This is a genomic window from Psychrobacter sp. Arc9 (assembly GCF_041431295.1).
GTDB lineage: Bacteria > Pseudomonadota > Gammaproteobacteria > Pseudomonadales > Moraxellaceae > Psychrobacter.
Genome location: NZ_JASMRK010000002.1, coordinates 145,720 through 167,132, shown reverse-complemented (window position 1 = coordinate 167,132; position 21,413 = coordinate 145,720). Strand labels below are relative to the sequence as shown.

At 43.5% G+C, this 21,413-nt stretch carries 19 protein-coding genes and 2 tRNA genes; 18 read left to right on the top strand and 3 right to left on the bottom strand.

Annotated features, from left to right (window positions below):
* Positions 1-228 precede the first annotated feature (228 nt).
* Positions 229-663 (bottom strand): MCR_0457 family protein, encoded by a 435-nt coding sequence (locus tag QO187_RS01960; RefSeq protein ID WP_057759051.1) that lies wholly within the window; start codon positions 661-663, stop codon positions 229-231.
* 540 nt (positions 664-1,203) lie between these two features.
* Between QO187_RS01960 and surE the strand changes: the two genes are divergently transcribed.
* The 12 genes from surE (at position 1,204) to modB (ending at position 11,808) form a co-directional block, all read left to right on the top strand.
* Positions 1,204-2,022: a 5'/3'-nucleotidase SurE gene (surE, locus tag QO187_RS01955; RefSeq protein ID WP_371546846.1), complete on the top strand. Its 819-nt coding sequence runs from the start codon at positions 1,204-1,206 to the stop codon at positions 2,020-2,022.
* Between the two features lie 135 nt (positions 2,023-2,157).
* Entirely contained in the window at positions 2,158-2,946 is a 789-nt protein-coding gene (locus QO187_RS01950; RefSeq protein WP_371546843.1) for a LysM peptidoglycan-binding domain-containing M23 family metallopeptidase, read from the top strand.
* Between the two features lie 69 nt (positions 2,947-3,015).
* The gene (locus QO187_RS01945; RefSeq protein ID WP_371546840.1) at positions 3,016-4,314 is read left to right on the top strand and encodes a lytic murein transglycosylase; all 1,299 of its coding nucleotides are present in this window, start codon (positions 3,016-3,018) and stop codon (positions 4,312-4,314) included.
* 406 nt (positions 4,315-4,720) lie between these two features.
* Positions 4,721-6,016 carry a gephyrin-like molybdotransferase Glp gene (gene glp, locus QO187_RS01940; RefSeq protein WP_371546838.1) on the top strand — a complete coding sequence of 432 codons (1,296 nt, stop codon included), beginning with the start codon at positions 4,721-4,723 and terminating at the stop codon, positions 6,014-6,016.
* Positions 6,017-6,138: 122 nt separating this feature from the next.
* Positions 6,139-7,239 carry a GTP 3',8-cyclase MoaA gene (gene moaA, locus QO187_RS01935; protein ID WP_371546835.1) on the top strand — a complete coding sequence of 367 codons (1,101 nt, stop codon included), beginning with the start codon at positions 6,139-6,141 and terminating at the stop codon, positions 7,237-7,239.
* 127 nt (positions 7,240-7,366) lie between these two features.
* Positions 7,367-7,897, top strand: coding sequence for a molybdenum cofactor biosynthesis protein B (gene moaB, locus QO187_RS01930; protein ID WP_371546832.1), 531 nt, complete (start codon positions 7,367-7,369; stop codon positions 7,895-7,897).
* Positions 7,898-7,984: 87 nt separating this feature from the next.
* Complete coding sequence (locus QO187_RS01925; protein ID WP_371546830.1) at positions 7,985-8,689, top strand: molybdenum cofactor guanylyltransferase; 705 nt, start codon at positions 7,985-7,987, stop codon at positions 8,687-8,689.
* A 30-nt stretch (positions 8,690-8,719) separates the two neighbouring features.
* On the top strand, positions 8,720-9,226 hold the full coding sequence (moaC, locus tag QO187_RS01920; protein WP_165596862.1) for a cyclic pyranopterin monophosphate synthase MoaC: 507 nt from the start codon (positions 8,720-8,722) through the stop codon (positions 9,224-9,226).
* A 93-nt stretch (positions 9,227-9,319) separates the two neighbouring features.
* Positions 9,320-9,601, top strand: a complete 282-nt coding sequence (locus QO187_RS01915) for a MoaD/ThiS family protein (RefSeq protein ID WP_057759069.1) — start codon at positions 9,320-9,322, stop codon at positions 9,599-9,601.
* A gap of 77 nt (positions 9,602-9,678) precedes the next feature.
* Entirely contained in the window at positions 9,679-10,170 is a 492-nt protein-coding gene (locus QO187_RS01910; RefSeq protein ID WP_371546825.1) for a molybdenum cofactor biosynthesis protein MoaE, read from the top strand.
* On the top strand, positions 10,163-11,032 hold the full coding sequence (gene modA, locus QO187_RS01905) for a molybdate ABC transporter substrate-binding protein (protein WP_160021605.1): 870 nt from the start codon (positions 10,163-10,165) through the stop codon (positions 11,030-11,032). Before QO187_RS01910 ends, modA begins: the two co-directional genes overlap by 8 nt.
* A gap of 74 nt (positions 11,033-11,106) precedes the next feature.
* Positions 11,107-11,808: a molybdate ABC transporter permease subunit gene (gene modB / locus QO187_RS01900; protein ID WP_371546822.1), complete on the top strand. Its 702-nt coding sequence runs from the start codon at positions 11,107-11,109 to the stop codon at positions 11,806-11,808.
* A 157-nt stretch (positions 11,809-11,965) separates the two neighbouring features.
* Here modB and QO187_RS01895 read toward each other — a convergent pair.
* Positions 11,966-12,042, bottom strand: a tRNA-Asp gene (locus QO187_RS01895).
* Positions 12,043-12,079: 37 nt separating this feature from the next.
* Positions 12,080-12,155 (bottom strand) — tRNA-Val (locus QO187_RS01890).
* Between the two features lie 283 nt (positions 12,156-12,438).
* On the opposite strand from QO187_RS01890, the gene QO187_RS01885 reads away from it, so the two are divergent.
* From QO187_RS01885 to QO187_RS01860, 6 genes are all read left to right on the top strand, one after another.
* The gene (locus QO187_RS01885) at positions 12,439-14,076 is read left to right on the top strand and encodes a cardiolipin synthase (protein WP_371546820.1); all 1,638 of its coding nucleotides are present in this window, start codon (positions 12,439-12,441) and stop codon (positions 14,074-14,076) included.
* A gap of 119 nt (positions 14,077-14,195) precedes the next feature.
* Positions 14,196-15,638 carry a tetratricopeptide repeat protein gene (locus QO187_RS01880; RefSeq protein WP_102094343.1) on the top strand — a complete coding sequence of 481 codons (1,443 nt, stop codon included), beginning with the start codon at positions 14,196-14,198 and terminating at the stop codon, positions 15,636-15,638.
* 132 nt (positions 15,639-15,770) lie between these two features.
* Positions 15,771-17,327, top strand: coding sequence for a 3-deoxy-D-manno-octulosonic acid transferase (locus QO187_RS01875; RefSeq protein WP_102094344.1), 1,557 nt, complete (start codon positions 15,771-15,773; stop codon positions 17,325-17,327).
* Complete coding sequence (locus tag QO187_RS01870; RefSeq protein WP_102094345.1) at positions 17,324-18,046, top strand: 16S rRNA (uracil(1498)-N(3))-methyltransferase; 723 nt, start codon at positions 17,324-17,326, stop codon at positions 18,044-18,046. Before QO187_RS01875 ends, QO187_RS01870 begins: the two co-directional genes overlap by 4 nt.
* 268 nt (positions 18,047-18,314) lie before the next feature.
* The gene (locus QO187_RS01865; protein WP_102094346.1) at positions 18,315-19,439 is read left to right on the top strand and encodes an extracellular solute-binding protein; all 1,125 of its coding nucleotides are present in this window, start codon (positions 18,315-18,317) and stop codon (positions 19,437-19,439) included.
* A 198-nt stretch (positions 19,440-19,637) separates the two neighbouring features.
* The gene (locus QO187_RS01860) at positions 19,638-21,314 is read left to right on the top strand and encodes an iron ABC transporter permease (RefSeq protein WP_102094347.1); all 1,677 of its coding nucleotides are present in this window, start codon (positions 19,638-19,640) and stop codon (positions 21,312-21,314) included.
* Positions 21,315-21,413: the final 99 nt, after the last annotated feature.

Below are 21,413 nucleotides of genomic sequence, written 5' to 3'. Positions count from 1 at the left end.
TCTGTAATAAAAATTTAACGCTCACAAAAAAGCCTGCTGCACTGCTTGTGAATAACAAGTAAAGTGACAGCAAGCTTTGATGCTACAGATATCTAAACAATCAATTGATAATATTTGCTTAACCGATGTTATAAAGAGTACATAGCTTTTATTTTATTATCGTTAATACTAATATTATTAATAAGCTAAGCAGATGACGCTAGTCGCTGAATCAAACTAGCTAGTTATCTAGTAATCCGCATTTGCCAAATCTTCACATAGTGCTTTGTTTTCTTGCTTTGAGAATCCCATCGTCCAACTACGAATACCTTGTAGTATCTGGCGATAGTCTTGCTGTGTAGATAGGTATTGAATAGCCGCTTTTGGATCTTCTAGAGAAGGCATTAGCTCATGCAGCTGTACAGTGTAGGACTTATAGAACCGCTGTTTTTGCTTACCATTTAGCATTGGTGGGCATATCTCTGATAGTACCTGCATCACCGCAATTTCGTGCTTAGTGATGTTGATGCCAGACATGTCTAGCGGAATGGTAGTGCCAGAGTTATTCGCAGCATTAGAAGCTTGAGACAGCATAGCAACAGACGTTATCAGTCCTGCAATCCCAACTTTTGAGGCAGTATTTGCTATCACAGAAGCTATAGATAATATCGATTGTTTATTCATTCAGTATTACACTCGCTCGTCTTTATTTAATGGTCATATGTTAATCGGTAAAAAAACAAAAGTCACATAAAATATTGATTTATGTGTAGATATCTTGTGAGCCAAAACCATTTTTTAGCAACATATCAGTAGCATACCCTAATGACGTTACTTCAGTATCAGTACATCGGTTTGTATTGTTGTGGGGTGTTGCGTATTGTAACGCGATGCTTAATCTACTGGTTGTCATCCGCTCTATACAAATATTTGTCACGCTATTTTTCTCATATAATCATTAGTATGAGATGAGAATGATACTTTGCTAAAGACAGGGTTCGTGTCTTTATATTATTCAGTTATAATCGGCCATGCTAACAAAACGATTCGTTTTCGATAGACTGAGGCGTCATGTCGTTGGAGAATTAGAGTATCATGTTTTCATTTTAGATATGAGCATCGTTCTTTGATGACTATCTTCGACAGACATGGCGCGATAGCAGAATTATCAAGTAAAGATGTAGAAAGACAGCTAATAAAACATTAACCACATATTGAGCAGAAATGAGATTTTTAATTAGTAATGATGACGGTGTTTATGCGCCAGGATTATTGGCACTATCTCAGGCATTATCGACTATTGGTGAAGTGGTGGTCGTCGCCCCGAACGATGAACAAAGCGGCTATGCCAGTGCGCTGAGTGTCTCAAGACCACTGCACACGCATCAGCTGCCTTCTGGATTTGTAGCGGTAAATGGTTCACCAGCTGATTGTGTTTATCTAGCAATCCATGAGTTGTATCGTGATGGTGACTTTGACTGCATGATTACAGGTATTAACTCAGGGGCTAACTTGGGACAGGATGTGATGTTCTCTGGTACGTTCGGTGCTGCGTTGACTGCGCAACTATCTGGTATTCCTGCTATAGCAACGTCTTTGGTAGGCGGGGGGGTCAAAAACGGTGGGCAAGAATCAGCCAGTGATTATCAAGTGGCCGCACATGAAATCGTCAAACTGCTTACTGAGACTTCGATTTTAAAGACACTCAAAAGTTTGCCCTATCATGTATTAAACGTTAATATTCCTGATGTGCAGCATGCCGATGATATCAAGGGTCGAAAAATAACCTCGCTAGGCTATAAGCAGTCTGCTCAGCCAGTACGCCATATGATAGACCCACGCGGTCGAGATGCGTATTGGTTGTCTCTACGAAAAGGTAAAAATGAGCGACCATCAGAGACGTCAATCGATGCGATACAAGCGAATCAGGATATGATGACAGATTATCAGGCTGTAGCGGCAGGGTATGTCAGTTTATCACCAGTACGCCTACATCATACGCCAACGGCAGCGCTGGAGAGATTATCAACACTCGCGCTATAAATTCTATAAGATATAGTCCATACCGGCTTATTAAACACTGACGTGTTATGAGAATATCAGAAGACTCTTGTATGATATCAAGCGCTTTTGAATGATTAAACAATGAATGAGCAACACAAAGAATAGGAACCTTGTATGAAAAAAATCATAGCTGGATCGCACCTTGTTAAAGCCGCGTTGATTGGTACTATGGCAGTCGCTACTCTATCTGTCGTTGGCTGTGCAACGAAGCCTACCTATCAATCAGCAAACCAAGCAGGTCCTAAGGTTATTACTAACGCGCAAGGCGTCCCTAACTATCACCGTGTACAACGCGGCGATACGGTCAGCCAGATTGCAGCGCGCTATCGTCTGAACTACCGCCAAATCGGAGCGATGAACAATCTAGATAGTAAATACACCATCTATAGTGGCCAATGGCTCAAACTATGGCAAGGCAATGTGGCAACCACTGCAAGTAACAATAGCTACAGTGCTCCAGTTCAAACGCAACCAACTTATACGCCACCTGTGACCCAATCTCAAACACCAGCTTATGAGGCCACTGCCAACTCGACCTCTGGTTATGATTATCCTACGCGTAACCCAGTGACTCGTAATATTGACCCTGCTACGGGCAATATGGGAATGTGGTTTGCGGGCAAAGTTGGTGATCCAGTACTTGCCAGCCAATCAGGAACTGTGCTTTACTCAGGCAACGGTCTGCCAGAGTATGGCAATCTAATTATGATTCGTCATAGTGATAACTACATCACAGCCTACGCCCACAATAGCCAATTATTGGTGCAAGAGGGCGATACAGTACAGCGTGGCCAACGTATTGCTAGTATGGGTAGCAGTGGTCAGACCAATGAGGTAGGCTTAGAGTTTCAAGTTCGCTTAAATGGTAATCCTATTGACCCACGTAGCGTACTTGGGCGTTAGACTTAAATAATAGCTACGGATAGCTTGGCCACTGTGAGCCATTTTATTTATTCATGTTTGAGATTTTTTATGAGATTAAAAAAGCAATACCTCACCCTTATGCCAGCATTAGTGATGGTCGGGTGTACAAGCCAGCAGGCAATGCAAAGTAAGCCTGTTCGTCAAGGCGGCGTTGAGATTACTCAAACCCAAACCGTTCAGGTCAAACCAACACCTGCACCAGTCGTAAAACCGCAGCCTGCGCCCAAGCCTAGCTATAGTAGCTTTTCTGATTGGAAGTCAGACTTTTCTATGCGTGCCATATCGTCAGGCTATGATGCCCAAGTTATTGGTCGATTGCTTGATTCTGCTTATCTAAACCAGCAAGTCATCTCATTAGATTCAGGTCAGCCCGAGTTTTCCAAGATGCCGTGGGAATACGTAGATTCTGCGGTATCAAGTGGACGCGTCAGTGTAGGGAAGCGTAAATTTGCCGAGCAGCGTGCTTATTTGTCTCAGCTAGAGTCTCAGTATGGGGTCAATGCAGAGATTATCGCTGCGATATGGGGCATGGAGTCATCGTATGGCGCTGTGACCGGTAATAGTGATTTGCCAAGTTCGCTTGCCAGCCTTGCCTATGATGGTCGTCGTCAAGAGTTCGCTGAAGCGCAGTTGCTATCGTTAGCGACCTTGTTACAACGCGGTGATGTATCATGGTCACAGTTGGACGGTTCTTGGGCAGGCGGCATGGGACAAACCCAGTTTATCCCTGAGACTTGGCTCAAACAAGGGGTCGATGGTGATGGCAATGGACATCGCAATCCTTGGGCTACTGGTGATGCACTAGCCTCGACTGCCAACTATCTTAGCAATTCAGGTTGGGTTCGTGGCTTAGCGCCTTTTTATGAAGCAACGGTGCCAGCCTCGTTTGATTACTCAGTGGTTGGTAGTAAACAACCTGCGGCTAGATGGGCTGCGATGGGTGTCGATACGATAGCGGACGTTTACTTAGATGCCAATACTCAGATGGAGCTATGGTTACCTGCGGGTAAAGACGGTCCAGTATTGTTACTAAGCCCAAACTTTGATGTGATCAAAGTCTATAACAATTCATCTAGCTATGCGTTGGGTGTTAGTCTGCTAGGCAAAACGATTAATGGACAAAGCGGGTTGCAAAAATCTTGGCCTCGTTATGAGCGTCCGTTATCGACTACGCAAGTGACTAACCTACAACGTCGTTTGACTAGTATGGGTTACGATACCAAAGGCGCTGATGGTATCGTTGGTACCAATACTCGTATGGCATTCCAGCGCTGGCAAGCAGATAATGGCCAAACGCCAGATGGATTCATTACTCAAAACAGTGCGTCTTCATTGGCTGGATGGTGAGGTAAACTGACGGTGTTTATACACTGTATAAAAGTGGCTCTTTTTAATAGTATTTAGCCATTATTAATTAGCCACTAGTCATCAAACGATAATTTACTTTGTTCTACAAAAAGCACCTTGCCAAGGTGCTTTTTTTGTCTCAATCTATGTCTGATTTTGCTGACACCTTTAACATAATGGACCATGCAATAAGTATCAAAAATTAAGACCAGTGTAATCTGGCTTTATTCAAAACTTATCAGGACAAGGTTAATACAAGAAAGTTGATACTTTGAATGATAGACTCTAGATAATGTGTTTTTTAACGATGACTTTTACTCAGAGTGTTTAGTAACAGTTTTCAACGACTATTTTAAATCACAATTTTGATTATAAATAATTAGAACGACAGAAAGAGCGTGACCTTATGATTACCATGGAAGAATTACAAGCTGCGATACAGCAACGGATAGATAATTATCATATTACTGACTTTCCGCTACAAAAAAGAGCCGTCAACACTCTAGAGTTGCTGGGCAGCCTAAACCATATACTGGCTCAAGATATTGCTTCGCCTTTTGATGTACCGCGACAGAACCTATCTGCAATGGATGGTTATGCGATTGCAAAGGGTAGTGAGTTATCAGAAAGCAGTACTATCGAAATCGTTGGTGAGTCGCAAGCTGGCAGTGCTTATACTAGTGAGACAGCGGCAGGGCAAGGGGTGCGGATTTTTACGGGTGCAGTCGTGCCAGATTGCTGTGATACGGTCATTATGCAAGAGAATACGAATTTTGCAGATATCAAAGCGACCGTTGATAAATCTCAACTTTATAACATCACGCTCACGCAAACCGCCAAAGTTGACGGTAATATCCGCTCACAAGGCGAAGAGATTGAGTCTGGGGAAGCCGTTTTAAAAATCGGTAAACGACTAAATCCTACAGATATTAGCTTACTGGCCAACCTTGGTATTAGCCAAGTGAACGTGTTTCAACCACTCGTCGTAGGCGTGTTGGCAACAGGTGATGAGCTCGTAGCTATTGGCAATGAGCTGCAAAGTCTAGCCCAAATATATAACTCTAATACCCCAACGCTCAAAAGCTTGCTATCAGATCTGCCTATCACTATTCGTGATTATGGCATTATCCCTGATAACCTAGAGCAGACAACTATCGCAGTCAATGAGGCCATGCAGGACTGTGATGTACTGATATCGACGGCAGGGGTCTCGGTTGGTGACTATGATTTTTTGACCACTGTGATTGAAACGTTAGGTCAAATTAACCATTATAAAGTGGCGATGAAGCCTGGTAAGCCTTTTGTATTTGGTGAATTGAATAAAAATCTCGATAAGCCAGTATTGTATTTTGGCCTACCCGGCAATCCGCTCTCTACGGTCGTGGGTGCGCTACAGTTTGTAATACCTGCATTGTGGCAAATGTCAGGTGCTAGCGTATCAGAGCAGCCAATGCCGCTAACTATTAAAGCCAAACTCATCAGTGATATCAGAAAATCTCCCGGCCGCAAAGACTTTCAGCGTGGCGTACTGTCACGAGATGAGACAGGTAATTATCAAGTTGAGTGCTTTTCAAGACAGCAGTCACATAGAGTCAAACAGCTGAGCCGTGCCAATTGCTTTATTGTATTGGACAAAGACAGTGGGAACGTAGCAGCTGGTAATGACGTCGTTGTACAACCGTTTCCTTGGCTACATCGCTAATTCATCGTTTGCCAATTTATTGTAAGGTGGTCGCACAAAATCAGAGAGTAACCTTACACTGGTATGCTAAACACGAATAACAAAGTAGTGCTTATAGTAAGCAGTACTGATGGCAGTAACATATGATTGATGACAAACACAAAATAGACAGCCCGCAACTGTATTCACCGAGCTTGGCACCGGCATTATCTGACGGCTACATAGAGCCTTCCTTGGTCGTGCCTACTGAGCAGATGAGTGACTATCACCAGCCGCTAACCGATGGGTTTGCACGGCGTCTGACCTACTTGCGTCTGTCTATTACTGACTTCTGTAATTTTCGCTGTGAGTATTGCCTGCCAAATGGCTATCAAGGTAAGCGGCCTGATGATGAGCTAAGTATCTCTGAAATTGCCACCTTGGTGCGCGGCTTTGCTCAAGTAGGTACCAAGAAGGTTAGAATTACAGGTGGTGAGCCTTCTATTCGTCGTGATGTTGTCGAAATTATCGAAACGATTAAGCAAACTGACGGTATCGAGACGGTCGCGATGACCAGTAACGGTTATAAATTGGGTAAACATATAGCCAAATGGCAAGCTGCTGGACTTGATCAGCTCAATATCAGTATGGACAGTTTTGATGCTGCTACCTTTCATAAGATGACAGGCTTTGATACCTTGCCGCAGATATTGGCTGACATGGATATATTGTTAGAAACGACTGATATCAAACTGAAAATAAATAGTGTCTTGATGGCGGAGACTGCTTTTGAGAACTTAGTCACGGCGATCGACTATGTCAAAGACAGACAAGTGACTTATCGCTTTATCGAATTTATGCAGACCAGTGATAATAGCGATTTGTTTTTTGCTCAGCACGCTCAGTCTGATATTATCACTGATTACTTGTTAGAGAATGGTTGGCAGCCGCATGAGCGCGGTAGTGCCGATGGTCCAGCAGTAGAGTATAGCCACCCTGATTATGTTGGTCGTATCGGTATGATTGCCCCATATGCGGCGCACTTCTGTGATACCTGTAACCGCTTGCGTGTAAGCAGCCAAGGCAAGGTGCATTTGTGTCTGTTTGATCAAGGCAACTATGATATCCGTCCATACTTACAGCAAGACGATATCCAAGGACTGGTAAACACTTTACATAGCTTTATGCCGATCAAACCTGAGCATCATCATTTGCATGACTCTAACAGTGGCATCATGCACAATCTATCGATAATCGGCGGTTAAGATGTTTTGAGTCTGCAATCATGACGCTGATAGAAGCTGTTTTCCAATGCAATCGTTTTTCAATATAGTTTTTTGATACAACCGCTTTTTAATACAATTATAAAATGACATCTATAAAGGATTATTTATGAGTAAGCCTGCTGCACAATTTACACCGCTTAATATTGCTGTATTGACTGTTTCTGATAGCCGTACGCTGGCAGAAGATACGTCAGGTCAGTACTTAGTAAATAGCTTGACTGAAGCAGGTCATCATTTAGCAGATCGTCAATTAATTACCGACGATATTTACCAGATTCGCGCAGTCATTAGTGGCTGGATTGCTAGCCCAGACGTTCATGCAGTTATTACCACTGGCGGCACAGGGTTCTTCATTAGAGACAGCATGCCAGAAGCTGTGAGTGTACTGTTTGATAAATCAATCGATGGTTTTGGTGAAATGTTCCGTCTAATCTCAAAAGATGAGATCGGTATGTCTACCGTACAATCGCGAGCAGTTGCTGGCATGGCCAATGGTACGGGTATATTCTGTCTACCAGGCTCTTCTGGTGCTTGCCGTACTGGTTGGGAAAATATTTTAAAAGATCAGTTTGACAGTCGTACTCGTCCGTGCAATTTTGTACCGCATTTTTTGGCACAAAACCCTAGCCATAATTGAGATATAAATAATTGAGATATAAATAATTGAGTTATAAATAATTGAGCTATGAGTGATATACAATCAAGCCTGACAGGTAAATGGTAAATGAAAAACTGCTCAAATAATCTGGATGGTTTGGCAGGTGTGATTATCTTGGCAGGCGGCGCATCTAGACGTATGGGAACGGCTAAGGCGATGCTGACGCTACCGTCAGGTGAGCAGCTGCTAGACTATCATGTTCGTCATGCGAGCAAGTTACAGATTCCTATATTGGTTGCAGATAATGGTCGCGGCTTTCAAACTGGTTTAGATGTCCATTTAGAAAAAACCAATTCGCCTATTATTCATATTGCTGATTATGGTGCTGATGTTGACTCTAATGAGCATGATGGGCAGATCAAAACTGGCGGCGCATTGGTCGCTATCGAATCAGCCTTACAAACATTGAACGATTTGAATGATTCAGGCGTCTCAAAAGACGTACAAGCATCGTGGTTACTGGTTATTAGCTGTGATAGCTTAATACCAGCAACTGACTTGTGGCAGAAACTACAATGTGAAATGAGCCTTGCTGCTGATAAGAAGGTGATTTGCTTAAAAGATGATAGTCACTTATATCCATTATTAGGGCTGTATCAGTTAAGCATTGAGCGTGATTTGAAAAACTATATAGATAGCGGACAGCGTAGTGTAATGCAGTTTATTCAGCCATTAGTGCAAGCTGTACCATTTAGCAAAGAGTGGCAAAATCTAACCAACTTTAATACGCCTAAAGATTTTAAGCAGGCATGTGCTGTTCTACCAAAATAATAAAAATATCACATAGAAAAGGTTATATAAATGAGTGACAGCGTTCAGATAAATCAGCAATCTACTTTATCTCACTTAGATAGTGATGGTGATATTACCATGGTCGATGTCAGTGGCAAGACAGCAACGACGCGAGAAGCCAATGCAACTGGTCAGGTACGCTTTCCCAGTGAGATTTATGCGCAGATTAAAGCGGCTGATGGGATGACCAAAAAAGGTAGTATCACGCAAACGGCTCACATCGCTGGTATCATGGCGGCCAAACGCACTCATGATCTTATACCGCTTTGCCATCCACTACCGTTAGACAAGATAGGTTTGAGCTTTGAGTACAATGACGCGCTCAGCAGCCTCACGGTCAGTGCGGTGGTCAAGGTTACGCATAAGACAGGGGTGGAGATGGAAGCGTTAACAGCGGTCAGCGTTGCCTGCTTAACTATCTATGATATGACTAAAGCACTATCGCATGACATCGTTATAGATGATATTCATCTGGTCAAAAAGACAGGTGGTAAATCAGACTACAGTCATGCTTAAAATAACAACATTGCAGAGTGCGTCATCAATTAATTAATCAATAACAATGTGCTAAGTGTCAAGCAAGGAAGCTTGCGCAAGAGGGAGAGGTTTATGAGTGCTATCGATATGACAACTAATATCGAATCAACGATGAATATTAATGTCATGTATTTTGCCAGTTTGGCTGACGAGGCCAATTGCCAGCAAGAGACAGTAAGCGTACAGCAGGATACATCATTGACTGAACTATACGAACAGCTTAGTCAAAAGCATCGCTTTAGCCGTCCACAGTCAGAGCTACGCGTTGCAGTAAATGACTACTTTGCCAAATGGACTGACCAGATAAATGATGGTGATAGCGTAGTTTTCATTACGCCAGTCGCTGGTGGTTAGACAAGCGTTTATTAGTGTCCATTTTGTCAGTAGCTATTCAGTGGTTACAAAGAGAAAATAATAAATAGAGAAGAAAAATGACCGACAACGTCCACGATCATTCAATGAGCATCAAACGTAGTGCTGACGACGCTTACCTTATCGCTGAGCGTGATGGCTTTGCGCTACTAGATATTGCGATTGATGAAGATAGGCTAAAAAGTACGTTAGATAATGACAGCTGCGGCGCGTTTGTTTGTTTTGAAGGGCGAGTGCGCAACCATAATAATGCCGCGAGCGTTGATAGCCTTACCTATTATGGTTATGAGGATTTGGCCATCAATCAAGGCCGCACCATTATAGAAGAAGCCAAAAAGCGTTTTGAAATTACGCATGCTATTGCGATACATCGTATCGGTGCGTTAGAAATTGGCGACGTGGCTGTGTGGGTTGGGGTGGTGTCAGCGCATCGTTATCCAGCATTTGATGCTTGTCGCTGGATATTAGATACCATCAAAGCAGACATTCCTGTGTGGAAGCAAGAATACTACGAAGACGACTCGTCTAAATGGCTTAGCAATAATGGTTAAGTCATTAGTTACTGTCTGTGTATCTGCTTGTCTGCTATTATCACTAAATGCTTGTACGCAAGACAAAGACGCTAATACGACGCTTACTGATACTACTGAGCAATCTCATACATTGCGTATTGCTGCGGCTGCTAACTTATCTGATGTACTCCCTCATATCATTGATAGCTATCAGGCTGATAACAGCTCATCTGCCCAAAATATTTCAGGTATCTCAGATATTGAAGTTACTTATGCCTCTTCTGGCAAGTTATATGCGCAAATCAAAGCAGGGGCACCGTATGATATATTCTTGTCTGCCAATCAAGATTTTCCTGCTAAATTGGCTGATGAAAATTCAGCTGATGTTACTAGTAAAGAGCGTAAACTAACTAAGCCCTTTACATATACTAGAGGACAGTTAGCGCTCTATAGTGTCAGCAAACCTTTAAACGATTTTACGCCAACATCGCTGGGTGATGTGTTTACCAGTGCTGACTTTACTCAGGACAGCAAGGTAGCTATTGCGAACCCTGACCTTGCGCCTTATGGTGCGTCTGCCAAAGCCTATCTGCAATCACAAAATATGTACGATAAGTTAAATGCTCAAAAAAGCTTGATACAGTCAGAGAATATCGGTCAAGCGTTTCAATATGCGTATACGGGTAGTGTGGACTATGGGTTTGTAGCACAGTCTCAGCTTGTTGCGATTAAAGCCAAGCCTGAGCAGTTTATTACCTTATTGCCAGCGTCTTATCCAGCTATCTTACAAGATGGCATAATTATCAATAACACCGCCCCAGCAGCAGACTTCACCGACTACCTGCGCTCAAAAGCAGGGCAGCAACACTTCTTACAAGTAGGCTATCTGGCCGTCCAGTAATACGTTAGACTAGGGTTGCTTGAATGTTCAACAGACCCTAACCCCTCTCATCATAGAACGAGCAGTGACATTATATGATCGACCAGTCTCTTATGTCAGACATGCTCAGTCCATTTTGGGTGAGCATTAAGCTCGCTTGCGTGACTACCTTATGTCTATTGCTATTTGCAACGCCTATCGCTTATTGGTTGGCTAAGCCGAGCCGTATAAAAGCAAGAGGACGTCTTAAGGTACTGCTCATGGGCATCATTGCGATGCCTCTGGTGCTACCACCTACCGTGATTGGTTTTTATCTACTGTTACTGCTCAGTCCTAGTGTGGGTATCGGTAAATGGTTGAGCGAACATAATATTAGCCCGCTGATTTTTACCTTTGAAGGTCTGGTCATTGGTTCTATTATTTACTCATTGCCTTTTTATATACAGCCTGTCTATGCACAGTTTTTGCGTATTCCGCAAAGTGTCACGGAAGTCGCTCATCTCCTAGAACCAAGTCGTATGCGACGGTTTATGAAAGTAGCCTTACCGCAAGCGCGCGTGGGTATTATTTTGGGCAGTTTGGTGAGCTTTGCTCATACCATTGGGGAGTTTGGGGTTGTACTGATGATAGGCGGCAGCATCTCAGGCGAAACTAAAGTAGTATCGATTGCGATATATGAGCAGGTAGAAGCGCTCAACTATGAGGCGGCGCATATGATGTCTGGTATTTTGATTATTATGGGTGTAGTGATGGTAGCGTTAATCGCTAGTGTGAGCCGAATAAGTCAACGTTCATAGCACTGAAACATTTGTATGCGAGTTAAGAAGTGTTAGATAGTGCAACAGCTATATAAACAATGTCTAAGTAGAATATACAGACACAAAAAAACCTCAAACAATCTAATGCTTGAGGCGAAACTTGCTTAAACCCAAAGGTTTAAATTCGTTTTAAATATGGCGCAGCGGACGGGACTCGAACCCGCGACCCCCGGCGTGACAGGCCGGTATTCTAACCAACTGAACTACCGCTGCTTAGGTCTCTTAGCTTGTTTAGCCACTTGCTAAGAAGTGGTGGGTGATGACGGATTCGAACCGCCGACATTCTGCGTGTAAGGCAGACGCTCTACCAACTGAGCTAATCACCCTTCGAACAATTGCTAGGCAATTTATTCAACATCAACTGAGCTCTTAAGTTTGTCACTAAGCTCCGTTGCTGTGGGTGTGTATTATATAGATTTACTGTTGGGTGTCAAATATTATTTTAATGTTTTTAGAAAATAATTATAAATCGGACTTGTAATCTATCAAAAATAGCACTCAAAGCCATGTATTATATAGCATTTCTAAAAGTACACTTATTATCATTATTTGTTGTTTAGAGGTGAAAAGCTACTATACTATGGATGCTTTGCTCGTTGAACACGGTTGATGGAGGCCAATATAAACACTTTTACTATTAAGGATACTTTTACTAGCTGGACCTGGGGAGACTTAGCGGGTCTAGGTCTGGTGCTGCATATTGTACTTATGATAGTAATGACGCTGCGAGTGGTTTCGGTGCAGCGCAATATTGGCGTGTCTATTGCGTGGGTGGCTGTGCTTTACACGTTACCAGTATTTGGTTTTGTGGCTTATATCCTGCTCGGTGAGCCGATGATTGGACGGCGCTATCGTGAACGCGTGGATCAAGCCAGCATTTTGATGAATGATATGGCACGGCGTGAGCATCTGATTTTTGATAAAGGGCAGGACTTATTACCAGCCAACTACCGCGGTGTTAGCCAAATAGGAACGCGCTGGACCGGGTTTGGTGTATTTCCCAATCACCAAATGCAGCTGTTGACGGATCCTGCTTCTATTTTTCAGCGTTTGATTGAAGATATTCATGCCGCCCAGCGTATTGTCCTTATGGAGTTTTATATTGTCTATCCAAAAGGACAGGTGTTAGAAGTTATAGAGGCGCTGTCTGTAGCGGCTCAGCGCGGCGTAGAGTGTCATATATTGGCTGATAGTGTGGGCAGCTTTAGCTTTATTAATAGTAGCGTGCACCGCAAATTAGAAAAAGCAGGGGTTTATGTCCATCAGTCATTGCCAGTAGGACTGTTTAAGACGCTATTTAAACGTTCTGATTTGCGCAATCATCGTAAAATGGTGGTTATCGATGAACATATTGGCTATATCGGCAGCTTCAATCTGGTTGATCCAAGGTTTTTTAAGCAAAATAAAAACGTTGGTCAATGGATTGATGTGGCGCTACGAACGACTAGCCAGCACTCGATTAGTATCAATACAGCGATGGCTAAAGTGGTTGTTACCGATATTGGTGCTGAAAGTAATGACAATCTTGCCGAGCTGCATCAACGGGTTAATAACTATACTCGTAAGTTATATGTGATGCATCCGACCATCAATGATCTAAATAGCCGCGTGAAGGTATTGGCGGATACGATTGATGATCATGAGCAGCCAGATATAGGCGCCACCTCGATTGTCGTACCAAAGATGCCTGTCGTGGACAAAGTCTTGGCGCAGCTAATACCTTCAGCACCGCAGCTAACGGCTCATGTGATTTACAATACGTTAGTTTCTGTGATTCATCGTGCCAATAAGCGCATTCGCATTACCACACCTTATTTTGTCCCTGATGAGTCCCTATCGGGTGCGCTGACGATAGCGGCTAAGCGCGGCGTTGAGGTGACGATTATTGTTCCTGAAAAGGTGGATTCATTTTTGGTACAGCATGCTTCTCAGGCTTATTATCAAGAGTTGTTGGATGCAGGGGTAACGATCGCATTGTTTAGAGGTGGTTTGCTACACGCAAAAACAGTGGTTATCGATGATGACTACTGTTTATTTGGCACCGTCAATATTGATATGCGCAGCTTTTATTTAAATATGGAAGTCAGTTTGGCGATTTATACGCCAGAAATGGTCGCCCAAGTAGCGGACTGTCAGAAAGTCTATTTAGAAAACTGCCGAATCTTGGATAGTGATGAGTGGCAACAGCGTCACGGATCAAAACGCTTGTTTGATAATGTCGTGCGCTTGTTCAGTCCTTTATTGTAGCACTCGAGTTTTTAGGGTAAGGTAATCTACCAGTATCGCTCTATTATCTTAGTAATAGCAGCACTTTTATAGCCTATACTTTTTTGGTTTATTTATCTGCAAAGAGGTCACTCCCGTCTATGTCTGCATCCCCTTTAACGCCACTGGACTATATTGCAGAAGGCTACTGGCAAGATTTCTTAGTTGGGCGTCCTATTGCGGGCGGTATCGCCTACGAAACTGAGCTGCGTGCTTGTACGTTAGATGAGTCGCTTGAGAGTTTACAGCGTATCGACACGCTATTGTCTCAAGTACGCCGAGATATGATCAAGAGCGGTATATGGGAAGAGGCGACGCTGCTGATCGATGAGCACTATCGCAACTTTATGGTGTTTTTGGCGTTTTATGCAGGTCGCGTATTGGCACAGCAGTGGCAGAGCAAGCCACATTGGTATGGTCAGTTTGAGCTGCGTAAACGTTACCCTGAGTTGTCATTGATCACCGATGATTTTTATCAGCATATGGCAGTCGGTTATGATAATGATAGCGTGGTTAAAGAGCGCTTATTTTTTGCGCTAGAGCCAATAGGGCTGCGTCTTTTTGGTCATATTGATCGGCAGTTTGACCCAGTACAAGGCGGGCAAGTAGAGAGTGGGTTATATCAAGCGGTTAGCCTTAAACTACCAACTACTTTAAGCAACGATGTTCATTCAGTGCCTGAATTAACAGCGGATAAAGTAACAACGCATAAAGCAACCACTCATCAAGTCACTGAAAGCATCGTTCCGAGCGCAGATTTAAATACGCATATCGGTACTATCCAATTAAATGCTCCTCTTAACAAGCCAGAGGAAGTATCGATAGGAGCTGAGCATAACCAAGCAAACGTAGTGCCTCCTGAGTCTGAGAATTCAATAAAGCCTGAGCTGACTAAAGTAGCGCAACCAACGGCTAAGCCTGCGTCACCTGTAAAAAACACATCAACGCCAGAGATGTTTACGCAACTGCTCGTAGAGTTAGATGAGATAACGGTGCCACAACCAACTGGTGATGTGCAATATAAGCAAGCACGCAAAGTATTAGATCAGTTCGAGCAGCATATTGCCAAACAGAACAAACCTCGTCGCCAAGTTATATTTTCAGATAATCATATCGCAGCAAAAAACAAAGCGTTGCTATTACTACAAGCGGCTGCTGAAGATGGTAATACAGCGGCTATGTTACGTTTGGCCATGTATGAATTGTTAGGTGAAGGTTTGACAGCGGACAGTGACAATCAAAAAAAATCTGGCGTAGATTGGGTTAATCAAGCCGCCAGCAAAAACGACAGCCGTGCTCAGCGTCTACTCAGTAAAATGTATTATCAAGGAGTAGGGGTGTCTCAAGATATAGATAGCGGTAAATACTGGTTAGAGCAAGCAGCGGATAATGGTCATGCAGAAGCGGCCAATCTGGTCAAGCAATGGCAGCAAGCAGATATGCTGCTGACCACACAGAAGCAAGAGCAGCATAGCACCAAGCGTTATCAGCTGTTAATCGGCGCAATCATCGCAGTCGCTTTATTGATAATAATCATTATCTAACAATCATTATCTAATAACTATTTACTCAGTAACTTTTTAAAAGCTTATTGTTACAGCTTAAATTCAGGTAGAATTGGCGCGCTTTACCTTTACCCTTTTATTGTTTGATTCATAACTAATTTGGGCTGTTCCATGCCATCATCTAATACCCCGTCTGACCACTCTGCAAATCCAATTGACCCTGTATCATCGCCTAGTCGTGCGGTACATGAGACACCTTTATATTATCAGTCTCTTATTGGGCTGCTAAAGCCACTATATCGTCTGCAAGTATGGCGTCGATCTCATAAAAACGAAAACTATCAGCAGGAAATCGATCAGCGTTTTGGCAGGCAGTATCCACCGCGTCCAGTGGTCAATGCTGATAGCGATAAAGGGGTGATTTGGTGCCACGCAGTCTCACTAGGTGAGACCAATACGGTCGCGCCTTTACTAGATATGTTATTGGCTAATGGCTATCAGATATGGTTGACCAATACGACTCAGACAGGTTTTGCTCGTGGCGCCAGTCGTTTTGCAGAAAAGATAGCTCAGGGTCAGATGAGTCATAGTTATGTGCCAGTCGACAGCCCTGCTGTTATCGAGACTTTCTTAACGCATGTGCAGCCGATCGCTGCACTGTTTGTAGAAACAGAGCTATGGGCAAACATCTTGACCAAATTATCCCAGCACCGTATTCCAAGTATTCTAGTCAATGGTCGACTATCTGCTTCTTCTTTTCAGAGCTATCAAAAAATTGGTGCAGTCAGCGCCAGCATGATGAAAAATCTTTCTTTAATTATTGCGCAAGACAGTGACTCTGCTAAACGCTTTAGGCGACTAGGGGCTAGTAGCGCCCAAATTCGCGTAGCAGGCTCATTAAAGTGGGTAATCAATGCGTCCACAACTAATGACAAAGCGGTAGAAGATAACAGTATTCATAGTAAGAAAGCTGATCTGCGAGCAGAGTTTGGTATAGCAGATCGTCCTGTGTGGGTAGCTGCGAGTACTCACGATGGCGAAGAGGCAGCAGCGTTGTCATTGCAGCAGCAACTACTGTCTCAAGCCACATTAGCAGATACGCTGCTTGTTATCGTCCCTAGGCATCCTGAGCGTTTTGATGCAGTAGCAGATCTCATTCAAAAAACTGGGTTAAACATGGCTCGGCGCAGTGATGGGGAAGCGATTGATGCAGACACTCAAGTCTATCTAGCAGACAGCATGGGTGAGATGATGACTTGGTATACATTGGCAAATGTAGCATTTGTGGGCGGCTCGCTGGTAGATATTGGTGGGCATAATCCAGTGGAGCCTGCAAGTGTGGCAACGCCTGTACTGATGGGGGGTTACACTCAGTCTTGCCAAAGCGTAATAGACAAATTGGCTAGCGTAGGCGCTGTATATCAGCCAAGTAATGACTTCTATCGTCCAATCGAGTCAAATAGCTCAAGTAGTTCGGATGCACAGATAGTCAGTGATGAGCAGTTAAAGGCGAATAAAAAATCCTCTCGTAAGAAAACAGCTTATAACCGTGAAGACGCTGTTAGCATTTATATGCAGCTAGAGACTTGGCTAAGTAATTTGCCATTAGCCGCGCAGGCAGGGCTAGCTGGCGAGCAAATGACGATACAGCAGCAAGCGGTACTGACCCGTCAATTTACGATGATTGAAGACGCTATCGAGATGTCTTCCAACCAAGATAGCTTATGAACTGTATATTATTGCCCGCTGAAAACTTCTCATCAGATACAGCAAAAATCGATTCCTTGTCTCAAGTCAGCCATGTGACTAAAGTGCTGGGCGCGAAAGTCGGTGATACGCTTAAAATTGGCCAAATCGGCGGCAATCTTGGTACTGCTGTTATCGAAGATATTACCGCTGACAGCATTCAGTTAAGTAACGTTCAGCTCAATACTGTGCCGCCAGCCAAATTAGATTTGACTGTCATTTTGGCGTTACCGCGTCCTAAAGTGCTACGGCGTTTAATCATGGATATGACGGCGCTTGGTGTACGCGATATCATTCTTATCAATAGCTATCGTACTCAAAAAAGCTATTGGCAAAGCCCAATGCTTGAGCGGATAGACGAGTTTGTATTAGAAGGTCTGCAACAAAGCATCGATACGATTGTTCCTAGTATTACGCTACAAAAACGTTTTAAGCCATTTGTTGAAGACACACTTGCAAGCCTAATGAACAATCGAGCGATTGTCGCGCATCCTTATAGTCAGCAGTCATTTTCTGAGTTTTTACAACTACAACCATCACGAGAGCTACCGAGTATAGTCTGCATAGGTGCTGAAGGTGGTTGGATTGACTATGAGATAGAGATGCTGTCGGCACAAGGTTGCACGCCTGTACATATAGGCTCTCGTATCTTACGTACAGAAGCTGCGGTCAATGCAATTTTAGGGCAATGGCTCCTTTAGATTGACACTAAAATGCGTCGCCAGACCAAACTATTGAAAGAACTGGGCCGCTAAAAATAGCTCTTAAAAATCAATGCTAAAGACTCATCACAGGTATATTTGCCAGTTAAACAAATGTATTGATAATTAATCTCACTTCCATTAGTATGTTGCTTTGATATATTATGGCCTGATTACTGCTAGCGCTTAGCAAGTCAGCGTTATAATCACTGTTATTTTGTCTCACCATCCGTCTTACTTTTTTTATAGCATTACTATGGGGAAAACCATGTCATTAAACGCTATCAGCGCTAATCTAACCTCTACGAAGCTTATCTTACCTGCAGCCGTATTTGGCATGATGTTGGGTTTGGCGGGTTGTAGTAATTCTTCAACCACAGAAGAGAGCGTAGAAGTAGAGTCAACAGAAACAGGTGCTGAGCAGCAAGCAGCAACTGACGAAGCTATGACTGCTGATGGTCAGACAATTACTATCTACTCATCACGTAATGAGCAGCTGATTAAGCCATTGTTAGATCGCTATACTGAGCAAACAGGCGTAAAAGTTGAACTGGTTACAGACCAAACTGGGCCTTTGATGGCGCGTCTAAAAGCTGAAGGTCAGAATACCCCAGCTGATATGCTATTGACCGTTGATGCTGGTAACTTATGGCAGGCTGCAGAGCAAGGCCTATTACAACCAGTATCATCTACTGTATTAGAAGCTAACGTCCCTGCAAAATACCGTGATCCAAAAGGTCAGTGGACAGGTCTGTCACTACGTGCACGTACTATCTTTTATGACCCAAGCAAAGTCACTGCTGACCAGCTATCTACTTATGCAGATTTAGCCGATCCAAAATGGAAAGGCAAATTATGCTTACGTACTTCTAAAAAGGTCTATAACCAATCGCTTGTCGCTAGCATGATGGAGCATTTGGGCGAAGAGAAGACCGAAGCAGTTATTAAAGGGTGGGTTGATAACCTAGCGACTGATGTGTTCAGTGACGACGTTGCGATGTTAGAAGCTATCGCTGCTGGTCAGTGTGAAGTGGGTATTGCCAATAGCTACTACTATGGTCGTCTATTGGACGAGAAACCAAACTTCCCTGTTAAAATATTCTGGGCAAACCAAGATACGACTGGTACGCACGTAAACATCTCAGGCGCTGGCGTGGTTGCAGGTTCAGACAATCCAGATGGTACGCTTAAACTGATAGAGTGGTTGTCATCTGATGAGGCACAAGGTCTTTATGCCAGCTCTGACAAAGAATTCCCAGTAAAAGTAGGTATCGATGAGTCAGACATGCTCAGATCATGGGGCGAGTTCAAAAAAGATGATATCAATGTACAGAAATTCGGTGAACTACAAACTCAAGCTATCCAAATGATGGATAAAGCGGGTTATAAATAAGGGGTCGCCAGTAATACTGATACCAATCTCAAAACCATAACTTTTAGACAATAGTTCTCAAAGCACGGCTTTTAAACAACAGCTTTTAAAGAATAAGTTCAAAGGTTAGTCGTTACAGATCAGTTATTCAAGTAATGACGATTTTGAGGTTGGTATAAGCTTACAAGGTCTCTATACGTATGACACGGTAATGATAATATGATCACAACGCCAGATGCGTCTGTTAGTCAAAACGATACTGTCAATAACGGTGTTAACGACCAGCAGACTGTCAGCCAAGACCATGCCCTTCGTAAACGTATTATCTCGAAATCAGTCTTAGGGCTGATTTCGTTGTTTATGCTAGTACCGATTTTAATCGTGCTGCTGTCGTGGACACAGCCAGTGGCAGAGATTTGGACACACATGGCAGACTATGTACTGCCGCAAGTGCTCAAAAACACGGCGATTTTATTGCTAATGGTGACTGTTGTTTCAGGCACTATTGGTACTGCTCTGGCTTGGGTGACTAGTATGTATCGTTTCCCTGGTCAGCGTTTCTTTTCGTGGGCATTGATGTTGCCACTTGCCATCCCTGCTTATGTGTTGGCATTTGTCACTATCGGCATTGTTGACTTTAGTGGGCCGCTACAGACAGCTCTGCGCGATTCTGGTATTAGTACTGCTCTACCGTCGATAAGGAATGTATGGGGCGCAGGCTTGGTATTATCGCTAGCGTTTTATCCTTATGTATATTTGCTCGCGCGTCAGGCATTTTTGTCGCAAGGCAGGCGAGCGATAGAAGCGGGGCAAATGCTAGGTTTGAGTCGTAGCCGTGTATTTTTTCGTCTGGCGCTACCACAAGCATTACCGTGGATCATTGGTGGCTTGCTGCTAGCCAGTATGGAAACCTTAGCGGATTTTGGTGCAGTATCGGTATTCAATGTCGATACTTTTACTACCGCCATTTATAAAGCATGGTTTGGTTTTTTTAGTTTGACCACAGCGGCTCAGCTAGCAGCCTTGCTCATTGGTGTGATCTTTATTGTGGTATTGTTTGAGCAGTATTGGCAAGCGAAGCGTGGTAGCTCACTGACCCAAGGTAGCAGCCAGCGCTTTGACGCTAGCAAACCTGCCAAATTCGCCATGACACTGCTGTGTACGCTGATCTTTCTGGTCGCCTTCTTAATTCCTTTCTTACAGCTTATCTATTGGACAGCACTGAATTTTCGCCAAGATTTTGATGCACGTTACATTGATTTTGTCACCAATAGCCTCATGATTGCTAGTATGACCACGCTATTTATTGCTTTTTTGGCCATTATTATTGCGTGGATCAAACGGCAGTATCCTGATAAATCGACTAAGCTAATGACCACTTTAGCCAATTTAGGCTATGTCGTACCGGGGACTGTATTGGCGGTAGGGATATTTATACCTATTGCGTGGCTTGATAATCAAATGATTGCCTTTGGTATCACCTCACAGCAAGTGCTTTCTGGCAGCGTCATTGTTATGCTACTGGCGCTATCGACGCGTTTTATGACAGTGAGTTTTCAGCCAGTTGACAGACAGTTGCAGCGATTGACAGTCAATCAGGAGGCTGCCGCAAAATTACTGAGCGACAGTCCTTATCAGCGCTGGCGTCATGTGATGCTGCCTGTGCTTAGCCCTGGCGTATTGACTGCATTATTGATGGGTTTTGTCGAAGTGATGAAAGAGATGCCCATTACGCTGATGACACGGCGTCAAGGCTGGGATACGCTTGCAGTACGAGTGTTTGAAATGACGAGCGAAGGCATGTGGGGACGAGCCGCTTTGCCGAGTTTGCTAATCGTGCTGGTTGGTTTGCTCCCTGTTTGGATATTATTGCGTCAAAGCGACAAACACAGTTAGTAACAACAAAGCTAATAGCAATAATTTGACATAAGTTTAACAGCACACTCGTAGTGTCAGCTATATTATAATTTGCTCTGTTTTATCGATGGTTTTACT